This window comes from Chitinolyticbacter meiyuanensis, assembly GCF_008033135.1.
Taxonomy (GTDB): Bacteria; Pseudomonadota; Gammaproteobacteria; order Burkholderiales; family Chitinibacteraceae; genus Chitinolyticbacter; species Chitinolyticbacter meiyuanensis.
Window position 1 is genome coordinate 566,355 of record NZ_CP041335.1, and the last position, 13,813, is coordinate 580,167.

Sequence of the window (13,813 nt, forward strand, 5' to 3'; positions counted from 1 at the left end):
CCAAGGAAGCACGGCGGCCTGCGGGCCGCCGTGTCGTTTGCATGCGGGGTTCGATGGAATCGTCAGGCTGCGGCATCGACGGTTGCGCTAGGCCGGCGCAACAACCAAATCGCCAGGCCCGTTGCTGACAACACTGCTCCGATTGCCGACACCCCCAGCCAGCCAGCCTGCTGGTACGCAAAGGCCGAGAGCAGCGAGCCGCTGGCGCCACCGATGAAATAGCTCGTCATATAGGCGGCGGTGATGCGGCTGCGGGCATCTGGCCGCAGCGCGTAGATCACGCTCTGGTTGCTCACGTGCACCGCCTGCACTGCCAGATCCAGTACCAGTACGCCGACGATGAACGCGATCAACGAATACTGTGCCACCGCGATGGCGCCCCACGACGCCAGCAACAGAACAAGCCCCCACAGCGTGGTGCGATTGCCGTGGCCCTGGTCGGCCCAGTGGCCGGCCCGATTGGCGCCCAGCGTGCCGGCGGCGCCGACGAGGCCGAACAGGCCGATCACCGCATCGCTGTAGTGGTAGGGCGCACCGGCTAGCAAAAAGGCCATCGAGGTCCACAGCACGCTGAAGATGGCGAACGACAAGCCACCCAGCAACGCACGCTGGCGCAAGATCGGCTCGTCGCGCATCAGTGCCCAGACCGAAGCCAGCAGTTGCGGGTAGCGCAGCCGTGTCGGCTCGCGCCAGCTGGGCAGCGCGCGCCACAACGCGAAGGCGGTCAGCAGCAGTAGCGGCGCGGCGACGAAATAGACGGTGCGCCAGCCGCCCAGCTCGGCCAACAGGCCTGCTGCGGTACGCGCCAGCAGGATGCCCAGCAGCAGCCCGCTCATGATCAGCCCCACCGCGCGGCCGCGCTGCTGCGGTGCCGCCAGCGTCGCGGCGAATGGCAGCAGCACTTGCGCCACCACGGTGAAGAGGGCGGTAAGGGCGGTGCCGAACAGCACCATGCCGGCATGTTGGGCGCTGCCGGTGATCAACAGGCCGAGCGCGGCCAGCACCGTCATGCCGACGATCAGCCGGCGGCGCTCCAGCAGATCGCCCAGCGGCACCAGTAGCACCAGGCCGAGCGCGTAGCCGAGCTGGGCCGCAGTGACGATCAGCCCGGCCGTGCCGTGCGAGATGCCGAAGCGTTCGGACAGCGTGCCCAGTAGCGGCTGAGCGTAGTAGTTGCTCGCCACGGCCAGGCCGGTGGCGAAAGCCATCAGCCAGGCCAGCGGCCGGCTCAGGCCAGCGTGGGCCTGCGGGTTTGCGCTTGTCATCGTGTTCTCCTTGGCGCCCATCAAAAATCCCTGCTGGCATTGCAATGGGCTTTGTTGATTACGCTTGGTGTTGTTCTGCGAATCCTGTTGCAGCCATGGATCGCGAACTGGCTGTTTGCATGCATGATCCGCTCGTGTGATCCAGCGATCCAATGTATTGTTTTCATCAAATTGATCACGAAATCAGATCGATGAACCTGCGCCAGATCGAATACGCGCTGGCGGTGGCCGAGACTGCCAGCTTCACCCGCGCCGCCGAGCGCTGCCATACCGTGCAGTCCGCGCTGTCGCACCAGATTGCCCGGCTGGAGGAGGAGCTTGGCGCACCGCTGTTCGAGCGCAGCTCGCGGCGAGTGAGGCTCACGCCGGCGGGTAGCGCCTTTCTGCCTGCGGCACGCCAGCTGCTGCATGCCGCACAATGCGTGCGCGACGAAGTGGCGGCCGCCAGCGGCCAGGTGCGCGGCAACCTCGCGCTCGGCGTGATTTCGGCGCTGCCGCAGCTCGACGTGGTCGCGCTCGCTGCCGCCTTCCAGCACAGCCATCCGCGCGTGCACGCCAGCATCGCCATGGGGCTGTCCGAAATCCTGCTGGTCGATGTACTCGAGCATCGCCTCGATGTGGCCTTTGTCGGGTTGTGGCCAGGTGAGACGCTGACCGATGTAGAGGCGCTGCTGCTGGCGGAGGAGCCGCTGATGGCGGTGGTGGCGCCAAGCCATCCACTCGCCGTGCACCCGGCGCTGACGCTGGCCGATCTCGCGCCGTATCCACAGGTCGATTACTTCGCGGGCAGCCGCGCCCGCCGCCAGACCGACGAGGCGTTCGCCGCGGCCGGCAGCAGCCGGCGTATCACCTTTGAGATCGGTCATGTGGAACTGCTGGCGCGACTGGTGCGCCAAGGCGAGGCGGTCGGCTTCATGCCCACCGGAACGACCGCCGCCTATCCCGATCTCACTGCCATCGCGCTGACCGATGCGCCGCGCCGCCGTGTGTACTGCGTGTGGGGCCGGCACCCCACCCCAGCGGCGGCTGCTTTCGTCGAGACGGTACGCATGCACGTCGCCGGCACGGCAAGCCCGGACAAAGCCTGACTTGCCCGGCTGCCCCGCCTCAGCCACGCTGTGAACAGCTTCCAAGGAGAGCACCATGCAAGACGACATTCAGATTGAAATCTGTGCAGGTTCCATCACCTCGGCGCTGGCTGCGCAGCAAGGTGGCGCGGTGCGCATTGAATACTGCGACAACCTGCTCGAGGGCGGCACCACGCCCTCGCACGGCGCCATCGCCGCCGCGCGCGATCAGCTCTGGATCACCTTCAATGTGATCATCCGCCCGCGTGGAGGCGATTTCCTCTACAGCGAGCTCGAATTCGACGTGATGCGTCGCGACGTGCTTGCCTGCAAGAAGCTGGGCGTGGATGGCGTGGTGATCGGCCTGTTGACCGCCGATGGCGAGATCGACGTGGCGCGTACCCGCGAGCTGGTCGAACTCGCCGCGCCAATGCAGGTGACCTTCCACCGCGCCTTCGATGTGGCGCGCGAGCCGAAGCAGGCGTTGGAGGACGTGATTGCCACCGGCTGCAACCGCCTGCTCAGCAGCGGCCAGGCCCCCTCTGCGCTGGAAGGCGCGCTGTTGCTGGCCGAGCTCAACCAGCAGGCCGGCGGCCGCCTCGCCGTGATGCCCGGTGCCGGCGTGCGCGCCAGCAATATCGGCGAGCTGGTGAAGGTGACCGGCTGCCGCGAATTCCACACCTCCGCCCGCGCGCCACGCCCCAGCGGCATGGTCTGGCGTAATGAGCGGGTGAAGATGGGCGCGCCGGGGCAGGATGAATACGAGATTCTTGATACCGCTGCGCCGTTGGTGGCGGAGATTCTGGCCAATGCGCGGGCGGCGTTGCATCCGTAGACGATGCGTCAATGTCGCCCCGTGCGAGCATTGTTGGCTTGATGCTTTCCTTGGCGTTTTTAGGACTTATTACGCCGTGGGGGCTTTATGCCGTGGGGCTGCATGTGGCAAACGGGAGGCCTGAATTATCACAACGACAGGCTGTTGCCCTTGCTTGGCAAGTTGCATGGGAAAGTATCGGCGGTGTTGGTCAGCCTGTGATCCGACCGCTCAACCCATATACCTATTGGCGATTGGACGGTGCCGCAGCGCCAGAGTGCGCTTCGGCCAAGCTGGCCTGGTTGGTTGCCAGGCGGCAGGTGTCTGAGCATCGCCGCTACGACGGAGCGGGATGGTGGCATTTCTCGGGTATTGCCCTGACGATTTGGTTGACGAGGCATTGGACTGAGGAACAGCTGCTCAGCAAAGCAATCGAAGACCATCTGGTCGACGCAGATTTGCGGCGATCATCCTAAAGGCGACGGGTTGGGTTTGTCGTGGTGCTGAGCTGGTTTATGGGAATAATGGTCAGCGCCTGCGGCGCGGTGCTTTGATGCCGGTTCCGCCCGGCGGACGGGTTCATTTCTTTTGCTTCGCCAAAAGAAACGAACCAACGGAAAACGGAGTTTCGGCGTAGCCAAAAGAGCGTGCGCTGCATTGCGCGTCGCTTGGCGGCAAAGCCGCCAAGCTTTGGCGTGACCCGTGCCTTGCGTGCCGGCAAGCCGGCATCCCGCGTCGCCGGGCGGCGAAGCCGCCAGGCTAGGGCGTCACCCTCCGGGCTGCCCTCAGTCGGTCGCGAGCCTGAGGTCTCGCTCCACGCCCTCGGCGCTTGGCAAGGTGGAGGAAAACCAGGAGCCAGGATTTGCTGATCACTTTGCCGCAAGCGGTTTCGGAGATTTTCTTCACTCTCTTTTGTAAAAGGGAATCTGGCACGCCAAGAGTGAATGAGTTGCCCAGCGATCCTTGCATACCGCCCGAATCCCCTCAGGAGCGCCGAGCGAGGAACAAGTGCGGATTCCGGTCGAGTTGATCACCCATGCCGGCCCACGTCGACCGCTTCCGTTAAATACCGCTGGTTGTGACCTCTCCTGGCTGCCAATCAGATTTAGAGGTCATTTGAGTGGTGATGTGCTTGTCGGGTCATCGGCCAGAGCCGCCGTTGCTTACAAATCTCAAGCCCGGAGCCCTTGTAAATGCGCTCAGCGAGTGATCAAGCGCTGATAAGGCGCTGCGACTTTGTGTTTGCATCATGCCCGGCACGACGCTTCGACGCCGACTTCAAACGGGGGTGAACTGAAACGGATTGCTGCAATGCAACGTAAAACCATGCATAAGCTGCTGAATAATGTTTGGTTTTTTTAAGCGCGGTACATTTCCCCACCGCTTATGTACTGAAATTTAACGTCCGGCGGTTGCACGCGTGTAGTTAAATTCTATGGGCTACGGCTGTAGCCCGCGTTGCCAGCCAATACTCGTCTTGACGAAGGCGTGTTGTAGGGTAATGCATTTACTTGTGTCAGCTTGCGGTTCAAACAATCATGATAGCGCTTTCAAAAGGTGTGACCAGAACCGGAGAGACAACTAAATGCAAGGCAAGAATAAGTATGAAATGGGCCGGCAACGCTTGCTGGCATTGACGATGGCGGCTATCACCGCGATGCCGACGCCGCTGGTTGCAGTGGGTTTGGCGGCGATTGCGCCCGCAGCCCACGCGGCAGCGACCACCGGCTATACGCAGCTTGCGGGCGGCAAGGTCCAGTTTTATGTGAATGGTGCTGCATGGGTGGATATCCACTACACCGTTGCTGGTGGCGGCCAGCTGAATGTGCGCATGACCAATAGCGGCACCAACAACACCTATACCGTGAGCGGTATCCCCACGAACGCCGTAGTCACTTATTCCTTCACGATAGGCGCCAGCGACGGTTCCGCTATCGATACCGCAAAGTCCAGCTTTACCTATACCGGTGCCGTCACGACGCCGACACCGGCGCCAACGCCTGTACCCACACCAGCCCCGACCCCGGCCCCAACGCCCGCTCCTACGCCATCAGCGTCTTATGGGGCAACGCAGCTCAGTGGTGGTGTCGTCGCGTTCTATGCCAATGGTGGGGCATGGGCGGATATTCACTACACGGTGAATGGCGGCGGACAGATCAATGTGCGCATGGTCAATAGCGGCACCAACAATGCGTACCAGATCACTGGCGTGCCGGCCAACGCCAGCATCGTCTATTGGTACACCATCGGTCAGGCCAACGGCTCCGCCATAGATACCCCGAAACAGACCCTCACCTACACCGGATCTGCCACAACGCCGACGCCAACCCGGGCGCCGACTCCAGCCCCTACACCCGTTCCGACACCCGGCCCTACACCTGTGCCGACGCCTGTACCAACCCCGGCTCCTACACCAACGCCCGTACCGACATCACCCACTTCCGACACGCCAAACTTTGGCCCCAATGTGCAGATTTTTGACACCAGCACGCCGATCGGAACCATCCAGACTGCATTGAACAACGCGTTCAACCCGCAGCTGAATAACCCCAATGCACAGTTTGGCCCGCAACGTTATGCCTTCATGTTCAAGCCGGGCACCTATCGCGGCGTCTATGCCAACCTCGGCTTTTATATGTCGGTGATGGGTCTAGGCAAGCATCCTGACGATGTGACCCTGACCGGCAACGTGAATGTCGACAGTGGCTGGAACTACGGCGACATCTCCAATGCCACGCAGAATTTCTGGCGGTCGGCAGAAAACATGGCCATCGTTCCGGACGGCGGTACGAATCGTTGGGCCGTCTCGCAAGCGGCGCCAATGCGGCGTATCCACGTCATGGGTAACCTGCACCTCGGGCCTTCCAACCAGGGCGATGGCCAGGGCTATGCCAGTGGCGGATATCTTGCGGACAGCAAAGTGGATGGCAGCATCAGCTCGGGTTCGCAACAACAGTGGTACACCCGCGACAGCAATATTGGCCGTTGGTATGACGGCGTGTGGAATATGGTGTTCTCAGGCGTAGCCGGCGCACCTGCACAATCGTTCCCCGCGGTTTATGGCACCGCCAGTCCGTACACGACGCTGGCCACGACGCCGGTATCCCGCGAAAAGCCGTATCTGTATTTCGACACGGCGTCGGGCAAATACCTGGTGTTCGTACCGGCATTGCGCACCAACGCGTCCGGCGCAAGTTGGGCGAATGGTTCAACGGCGGGTACAGCCATTCCGATGAGCAAGTTCTACGTTGCGAAGCCCACGGACACATCGGCCACCATCAACGCGGCACTGGCGCAAGGCCTGAACCTGTTCTTTACGCCAGGTACGTATCAGTTGTCGGCGCCGATTCATATCACCCGGGCAGACACCGTGGTGCTGGGTATTGGTTTCCCGACCCTGGTGCCCACCAACGGTGTGACCGCCATGCAAGTGGATGACGTCAACGGCGTACGCATTGCGGGCCTGTTGTTTGATGCCGGCACGGTGAACAGCGCATCGTTGCTGACCGTGGGCCCGGCCGGATCATCGGCAAACCATGCGGCTAATCCGACCACGATTCAGGACGTGTACTTCCGTATCGGTGGTGCTGTGGCAGGGAAGGCCACCAACAGCCTGACGGTGAACAGCAACGACGTGATCCTTGATCATATCTGGGCATGGCGTGCCGATCATGGCATCTCGCCGACCGGGTGGACCGTGAACCCGGGAGAGACGGGCGTGATCGTGAACGGGAATAACGTGTTGGCGACCGGCCTGTTTGTCGAGCATTACCAGAAGCACAACGTCGTGTGGAACGGTCAGGGCGGCAAGACCATCTTCTTCCAGAACGAACTGCCTTATGACGTACCCAACCAGGCCTCCTGGATGAGCACACCCACCACCAATGGTTACGCCGCCTATTACGTGGCCAGCCACGTAACTTCACACACGGGTTACGGCATGGGTAGCTACTGCTACTTCAACGTGAACCCTGACGTGAATGCATACCACGGCTTTGAAGTGCCCAATGTGGCCGGTGTGTCGCTGCACGACGTATTTACGGTGTCGCTGGGTGGCGTGGGTACCATCACGCATGTGGTCAACAACGTAGGCGGTATGGCGCAGGGCGTTTCGACCCAACCGCAGAACGTGCTGAACTACCCCTGATCTGGCACTGGATCTGCCAGGGGCCGAGTAACAGTCAGGCCCTTCTGGCCCATAGCCACTGGGACTCAGGCTGATGATGAACCCCGCATCGCAAGATGCGGGGTTTTGTCTTACCTAACTCGCCCGACGCAATCATCCTGAAAGGCCCTGGTTTTCATGGCCAGGCAATGGCCGCTTTCCGCGGTAGAGCAAACTTGAGCTGCTGGGCGCATCAACGGCTGCTTTGGCCGACAAGTTGCCGCTCAGATCGTGCGTCCAGTGACGGCTCTACTTCGAGATCGCGTAGCGGTATTCAACACCAAAGCTGCCCACTTGCTGGCATCATCCCGTCATCCATCGCCACTCCCCAGCCGCAACCATGTCCATCACCCGCATCAACCCCACCCCCCGTTGGTCCGACGCGACCGTGTTCCAGAACGTCATTCATTTTGTTGAAGTGCCGAACGACGTGAACACCGACATGGCCGATCAGGTGCGGCAGGTGCTGGCGCAGGCCGAGGCCACCTTGCAGCTGGCGGGCAGCGACAAGTCGCGGCTGTTGATGGCGACGATCTACGTCACCGATGCGGCTGACGTGCCGGCGCTGAATGCCGCGTGGGAGGCCTGGCTGCCGGCGGGAGCGGCGCCGTCGCGTGCCTGCATCAAGGTGGAGCTGCTCAATCCGGCCATGAAGGTGGAGATCGCCTTCGTCGCAGCGCGCGCCTGATGCGTACCCTGGTGCTGTTTCCCACGGCGATGGAAGCCGCGGGATTCGCCTATCCGGGCGTCGAGGCGATGGTTAGTGGCGTGGGCCTGGCTGCCACCGCAGTGACGACGACGCGGTTGATCCACACGCACAATGTGGATTTGCTGATCCTCGCCGGGATTGCCGGCGTTTACCCGGATTCGCGGTTCGAGGTGGGCGACGTGGTGCTGGTGGCGAGCGAGACCGATGCCGATCTGGGCTTCTTTCATCGCGGCGGTTTCAGCCACCTGTCGCAGATCGACCTGGGCATGGATATCGCGGTGCCGCCGCGCTATGACTGCCCTTACCTTCCGGAAGAGCCACCATTGTCGCTGGCGCACAGCAACACGCTGAACGCCGCGCTGGCGCCGCATGCTGCACTCGCTGGCATTGATATCGAGAACATGGAAGGCGCTGCTTTTTTTCACGCTTGCCTCGAAGGCGATCAGCGCTTTCTGGAGGTGCGCGCCATTTCGAACGAGGCGGTGATCGATCATCTGCCGTGGGATTTCGCTGGTTCGATTGTCAGCCTGCACCGGGGGCTCACGGTGCTGCTGGATGCGCTCGAGGTCGGCTCATGAGTACCGGCGCAATGGTGCGCTGCAAGCATTGCGGCGGTATCTGTGACTGGTCGGCGACCCGTCACAAAGAGTTTTCGCGGGCCCGGCAATTCGCCGTATTTGCCGCGGCCCTGGCGCTGGTCGGGGTGGCGTTGCAGCTATCCGGTGTCGCCATCTGGCCGTGGTGGCTGTATGGCAGTGCGCTGTTCGTCGCTTCCCAGTCCGTGTTGAAGTGGTTCAACGGTTGCTGGCGCGTTTGTCGGGTTTGCCACCAGGGGCAGCGCGGCTTTCGCAACTGACGGCACAGCGTGCGCTGGCGCGCTACGCTGGGATGACTCACGTTGGGAGCTTGCCATGTTCGTGATCGAAGCCGATGCCCATCATGCCTTGCTCAAGGTGACGTTGCGCGACGTGGCCGACCACGATGAGCTGGCGCGGCTGCTGATGGGTATCGAAACCACCCGCCCCCATTTCCCCCATGGGTATCGCTTGTGGCTGGTCATCGCGGGCCAAGTCCGCCCACTGCAGGACGTGCCGGGCCGACAGTTCGATGTGCGTACGGCCGAACGCCATGCCCCACCATTGCGGCAGGTGGTGATCGAGCTGGCACCGGGTGATCGCCATGCGCGCGACGTGGCGTCGCAACTGGCGGATTTCTACCGCGCGCTGCCGGTGCCCGTGGCCCTGGTGCTGGATGCCAATGAAGCCCGCGACGCGCTGGCGTGGTCCGGCGCGTTGCCTGTTGGCGGAATTGCCTGAGCGGCGGGTTCAGTACGGCTCGTCACGGCGCGGCCCCCAGTTAGCTTGCCAGGATAGGCGTTCACCAGGTTTCCTGGCGCCCGCTCCGTCGAGTGGACGCAGACGTGGCAAAGGCAAGGAAGGCGCTCCGCTCGCGACAGGCCGTGTTTATTGCAAGCCGCTCAGCTACGGTCGGCCAACGCCGCCTTCAGCGCTTCCGGCAATTCGGTCAGGATCAGCATCTGGCGTTCGCGGTCGTAGATCACTGCGCCGGATCTGAGGCTGGCGCGGTCGAATTCGATCTTCCAGTGTTCGCCGTTGGCGGCGAAGCGGCGCAGCGGCTTGATGGCGCGGCGGTCGGGGACGAAGCCGTCGGCGAGCTCCAGCGCCTCGTCGTCCAGCGCCCGGCTCAGCCGCTCGGGCGCATCCGGATACGCGCGGCGTACCAGTTCGTCGAGTGCCAGCGGCGCGTGCTCGTCACCGCGTTCATCCAGGTACTGGTGGGCGCGCTCGAACAGTGCATCGCGCTCGGGCTGGGCCAAGGCTTCGGCCTCGGCGAACTGGGTGAGGCCCTGCACCAGCTTCTGTGTTTCCTTCAGCGCCAGGCGCACGTCGTTGCAGCCGAGGAACAGCTTGAAGTAGTTGGCCACGTCGCCCCGGCCCTTGAGGAAGCTGATGTAGCGCTCGGCGCCGGCGGAGAGGGCGGTCAGGTCGATGCGCCCGGCCACGCGCAGGTTATCGAGATCGAGCTGTGGGCTGTCCACCAGCTCGAAATCGCCGGTGATCGCCATGCCGACCACTTCGGTGACGAGGGCGACCAGCAGGCAATCGGCGCCACCATCGGCTATGCGGGCAATCAACACGTAGCCACCGCTCGCGAGCTGTTCCTCACCGGCACGCTGTTGCAGGTGCTGCATCATCAAGCGGGAGAGGTCGAGGAAATCGATGCTGTGATCGTAGGCGTACTGGCGCACGAAGCGCGGCATCGGGAAGTTGTCCTCGTCCTCCTCGAAGCGGCCGTAGCCTTTGCCGAAACGGCCGGCGTAGCGCTGGCACAGGTGTTCGATCAGGCGCTGGGCCGCACCATTCACTGGCATTTCGCCGGCGCGCAGCGCGATCGTGGCCTCGCCGTGTGGCGATTTCAGCAACTGGTGGACGACGAGATGGCGAACGGTGGGTGGCGTGGCGGTCATGGTGGATCCTGGATACTGGCCGCTATTTTCCCATGCCGGGCACCCGCTGGGGCGCCCGGCATGGTGGTTCAGTTTTCCTCGGCCAACGGTTGTGCCACCGGTGGTGCGGCGCTGCGGGTCAGCGCGTACCAGTCCACATGCCGCGTCAGCACCATCACCACCGCGAGCAGGGCGAAGAGGGCGATGCTGCCCATCAGGAGCGCCATGTCCTCCGACTGCAGGATGCCGAACAACAGGCCGTAGAGCCCTGCCAGCAATCCGGCGAAGCCGCTACCTGCGCGCCAACCGCCCAGCACATGGCAGCCGTAGTAACCGAGCAGCAGCGTGGAGGCGGCGGCGGCGATCCAGTAGGCGGCCCAGAAGGCGATGTGTTCGGACAGTGCCAAGGTCAAGAGGAAGAACAGCGCGAGCGCTAGGCCGACGAGGCCGTATTGCACCGGGTGCACCGCCACGCGGCGCAGCACTTCCACCGTGAGCACCGCGCCGAAGATCAACAGCAGAAAGAGTTCGCCGTATTTCACCGTGCGCTCGGTCAACAGGTAGCGATCAACCGGATCGACCAGCTTCAGCCCCAGCTGCTCGCCCTGGAACAGCGCGCATTGGGCACCCTGGGCCACGCATTGCGCCAGCGCCTGCTCGTTGAAGCCACTGGCCCAGTCGCTGGTCTGCCATTCCACGGCGAAACCCTTGGCGTCGATGTTGCGGCGCTGTGGCGCGAAACGACCGGCAAAGCTGGGGTGTGGCCAATTGCCGGACAGCGTGACATTGCTGCTTTTGCCCACCGGTGCGATGGCAAGCTCGCCAGTGCCGGAAAGCTTCAGTTGCAGCCGGAACGGCAGTTTCTGCTCGTCCTCTGCAAGCGCGACATCGAGCGCCGCGTGCAGGCCGGCGGGCAGCCACGGCATCACCGCGCCGGGCTTGAACGACAGCGGCAGCTCGTTCAGCGAGCCGGACAGTGCGCCGATGCCGCGTGCATCGCTCACGCCCAGCACCAGCATGGGCTTGCCCCACTGGTAGTCGTAGCGCTTGCCTTCGGCCGCGGCGACTTCCAGTGTCTTCTTCGCCGGGATGGTGAAGCCGCCGGCGACGCCGCTGTCGGCGTGGTAGAGCCGCGCCTCGTAGATGCCGCGCTGCAGCGCCTCGGTGGCGAGCGTGGCGTTCACCGTCAGTTGGTCCGGCTGCAGCACGGTCACGGCTTCCTCGCTGCTGGTGGCGTACCACTCCTGGCGTTTCTGGCCGTTCTCGGTGATCTCACGTTGTGCCCATTCGGTGCGGCGATAGGGCAGCACCAGCAGGGGGCCGACCAGCGTCTGCGGCCGCGCCGCGTATTCGGCCATCTCATTGCGCACTTCGGCCGCGCGTTGCTGCCGCTCTCCGGCGAGGCCGCGCACCATCGATAGCGGAATCATCAGCAGCAGGATCAGGAAACCGAGCGCGATCAGTTTCCAGGCCAGGGGTTTGTTCATTGCTCTCTCCTTGTGTAGCGCGAGTCGCGCCAGTGCCGGCACCTTAGGGCGCGCATGTCGAGGCTTGATGCGGCTGTGTGGAGATTGTGTGGAGATCGCGCGAGAAAGGGCGCGCAGCAAGATCGGTCAGGCTGGCCACTGACAGCCTTGCTACAGTGCCGCCATGAACGATGCGCTGAACCGTGTACTGGCCGGTATCGAGGCGAGCCTCGATGCGGACGAGTCCGCCTGGCCCGACCTGGTGGCGCTGGCGCACCTGGCCGGTTGCTCGCCCTGGCATTTCCACCGCCAGTTCGCCGCCGCATATGGTGTGGCACCGGGCCGTTACCTGCAGCTGCTACGGCTCAAGCGTGCGGCCTGGCGGCTGGCCTTTCGCAACGACAGCGTGATCCGCATCGCGCTCGATTGCGGCTATGGCAGCCCGGAAGCATTTGCCCGGGCGTTTCGCACGGCATGTGGGCAGAGCCCCAGCGCATTTCGTCGCCGGCCCGATTGGCCGGCTTGGCAGCAGGCCTTTGCCGCCACGCGGGCGGCCCGGAGCAGCAGCATGCAGATCACACCCCACGCAGACCAGGTCCGCATCGTCGATTTTCCCGCTACGCCGGTGGCGGTGCTGGCGTATCGTGGCGATCCGGCAGGGCTGGCGGACAGCATTCGCGCCTTCATCGGCTGGCGGCGCAGCGTTGGCCTGCCGCCGGCGAAGAGCGCCACCTACAACGTGTTGCGCAGCGGCCCACCCGGCGAGGTGGCGCCGGCCGAGTTCGCCATCGACCTGTGTGCCGTCACCGCCGCGCCCATTGCGCCCAATCCGGCTGGTGTGGCGGCGGGGTTGATCCCGGCAGGGCGCTGCGCGGTGCTACGGCACGTCGGTTCCGACGACGCACTCGAAGCACTGGCGCGCTGGCTGTATCTGCAATGGCTGCCGGCCAGCGGCGAAGCACTGCGCGATTTCCCGCTGTTCGTAGAGCGGGTGCGCTTCTTCCCGGACGTGCCGGAGCGCGAGGCAGTGATCGACCTCTTTCTGCCACTGGCCTAGGCCCGCGTGAAGGTCAGCGCCTCACCGTCCTCCGGCACCTGCAATCGGGACGACAGCCCGAGTTGTTCGGCGCGCTGCCGCAGCGTGGCGCGGCGCACCGGGCAGTGGTCGAGCGCTTCCAGGTGGTTGGCGATGAACACGCCGCTGCCGAGTTGCGCCAGCGCCAGCACCTGTTCGTCGTCCATGATCAGCTCGGCACCGAAATCCATGCTGGCGCCGCCGGCCGGCACGACGCTTACGTCCGGCCGCCGCTCGGTGATGCAGCGGCGCACGTCAATGGTGAGTACGGTGTCGCCGGCGATGTAGACGCTGGGCGCATCCGCCTGCTCGATGTGGTAGCCGTAGCCATGCATCATGAAGCGGCCGATCCAGCCCTCGCCGTGGCGGCAGGGTATCGGCGTGATGATGCCGTTGCGGAATGGCGTTGATCCCGCAGCATTGAGCGGCTGCACGTCGAGGCCGCGCCGGCGCAGGAAATCGGCATCGCCCGGCATGCACAGTACCGGCACGTCGCGCTCGCGCAGCCAGCGCGTACCGGCCCGGTCGAGGTGGTCGACATGGCCCTTGCGGCAATGGGTGATCAGCGCATGGGTGATGCCGGCCAGATGATCTGCCGTGCCCGCTGGCAGCGGCACGATGGGGTTGCGGCGACGCTGACCGGTGAGCCACTTGAATGGCGGGATCGCGCCCTGGTCGGCCAGCATCGGGTCGACGAGGATGCGGCAATCGTCATAGGCCACGACGATGGTGGCATTGCGCAGCTGGGTGATCTGCATGGCGGGCTCCGGGGTGGATTCGGCATT

Annotated in this window: 14 protein-coding genes; 9 read left to right on the plus strand and 5 right to left on the minus strand. The window is 64.0% G+C overall.

The genetic code is table 11. The features are described from left to right. Positions 1-62: 62 nt before the first annotated feature. Positions 63-1,265 carry an MFS transporter gene (locus FLM21_RS02630; RefSeq protein WP_148714075.1) on the minus strand — a complete coding sequence of 401 codons (1,203 nt, stop codon included), beginning with the start codon at positions 1,263-1,265 and terminating at the stop codon, positions 63-65. A 191-nt stretch (positions 1,266-1,456) separates the two neighbouring features. On the opposite strand from FLM21_RS02630, the gene FLM21_RS02635 reads away from it, so the two are divergent. From FLM21_RS02635 to FLM21_RS02645, 3 genes are read left to right on the plus strand one after another with little or no spacing between them, the layout of a single operon-like run. Beyond that, entirely contained in the window at positions 1,457-2,353 is an 897-nt protein-coding gene (locus tag FLM21_RS02635; RefSeq protein WP_148714076.1) for a LysR family transcriptional regulator, read from the plus strand. Between the two features lie 55 nt (positions 2,354-2,408). Next, the gene (locus tag FLM21_RS02640) at positions 2,409-3,167 is read left to right on the plus strand and encodes a copper homeostasis protein CutC (RefSeq protein WP_148714077.1); all 759 of its coding nucleotides are present in this window, start codon (positions 2,409-2,411) and stop codon (positions 3,165-3,167) included. Between the two features lie 11 nt (positions 3,168-3,178). Beyond that, positions 3,179-3,622: a hypothetical protein gene (locus tag FLM21_RS02645; protein WP_148714078.1), complete on the plus strand. Its 444-nt coding sequence runs from the start codon at positions 3,179-3,181 to the stop codon at positions 3,620-3,622. Here FLM21_RS02645 and FLM21_RS02650 read toward each other — a convergent pair. Continuing rightward, on the minus strand, positions 3,619-3,867 hold the full coding sequence (locus tag FLM21_RS02650) for a hypothetical protein (RefSeq protein ID WP_148714079.1): 249 nt from the start codon (positions 3,865-3,867) through the stop codon (positions 3,619-3,621). The two genes, FLM21_RS02645 and FLM21_RS02650, sit on opposite strands and share 4 nt — an antisense overlap. Before the next feature lie 864 nt (positions 3,868-4,731). On the opposite strand from FLM21_RS02650, the gene FLM21_RS02660 reads away from it, so the two are divergent. The 5 genes from FLM21_RS02660 to FLM21_RS02680 all read left to right on the plus strand — a co-directional run bounded on the left by FLM21_RS02660 (position 4,732) and on the right by FLM21_RS02680 (position 9,336). After that, positions 4,732-7,293, plus strand: a complete 2,562-nt coding sequence (locus tag FLM21_RS02660) for a pectate lyase-like domain-containing protein (protein WP_222846756.1) — start codon at positions 4,732-4,734, stop codon at positions 7,291-7,293. 358 nt (positions 7,294-7,651) lie between these two features. Next, the gene (locus tag FLM21_RS02665) at positions 7,652-7,999 is read left to right on the plus strand and encodes a RidA family protein (protein WP_148714080.1); all 348 of its coding nucleotides are present in this window, start codon (positions 7,652-7,654) and stop codon (positions 7,997-7,999) included. Beyond that, positions 7,999-8,598, plus strand: coding sequence for a phosphorylase family protein (locus tag FLM21_RS02670; protein WP_148714081.1), 600 nt, complete (start codon positions 7,999-8,001; stop codon positions 8,596-8,598). Before FLM21_RS02665 ends, FLM21_RS02670 begins: the two co-directional genes overlap by 1 nt. A gap of 11 nt (positions 8,599-8,609) precedes the next feature. Next, positions 8,610-8,876 carry a hypothetical protein gene (locus FLM21_RS02675; protein ID WP_148714082.1) on the plus strand — a complete coding sequence of 89 codons (267 nt, stop codon included), beginning with the start codon at positions 8,610-8,612 and terminating at the stop codon, positions 8,874-8,876. A gap of 55 nt (positions 8,877-8,931) precedes the next feature. Next, positions 8,932-9,336: a hypothetical protein gene (locus tag FLM21_RS02680; RefSeq protein ID WP_148714083.1), complete on the plus strand. Its 405-nt coding sequence runs from the start codon at positions 8,932-8,934 to the stop codon at positions 9,334-9,336. 161 nt (positions 9,337-9,497) lie between these two features. On the opposite strand, the gene FLM21_RS02685 is transcribed toward FLM21_RS02680, so the two are convergent. Continuing rightward, complete coding sequence (locus FLM21_RS02685) at positions 9,498-10,508, minus strand: nucleoid-associated protein (protein WP_148714084.1); 1,011 nt, start codon at positions 10,506-10,508, stop codon at positions 9,498-9,500. A gap of 68 nt (positions 10,509-10,576) precedes the next feature. Next, a complete protein-coding gene (gene creD, locus FLM21_RS02690; protein ID WP_148714085.1) occupies positions 10,577-11,974 on the minus strand; it encodes a cell envelope integrity protein CreD in 1,398 nt (465 codons plus the stop codon). Between the two features lie 163 nt (positions 11,975-12,137). Between creD and FLM21_RS02695 the strand changes: the two genes are divergently transcribed. Next, positions 12,138-13,010, plus strand: a complete 873-nt coding sequence (locus tag FLM21_RS02695) for an AraC family transcriptional regulator (RefSeq protein ID WP_148714086.1) — start codon at positions 12,138-12,140, stop codon at positions 13,008-13,010. Here FLM21_RS02695 and FLM21_RS02700 read toward each other — a convergent pair. Continuing rightward, complete coding sequence (locus tag FLM21_RS02700; protein WP_148714087.1) at positions 13,007-13,786, minus strand: MBL fold metallo-hydrolase; 780 nt, start codon at positions 13,784-13,786, stop codon at positions 13,007-13,009. The genes FLM21_RS02695 and FLM21_RS02700 overlap by 4 nt on opposite strands. Between the last annotated feature and the right edge of the window lie 27 nt (positions 13,787-13,813).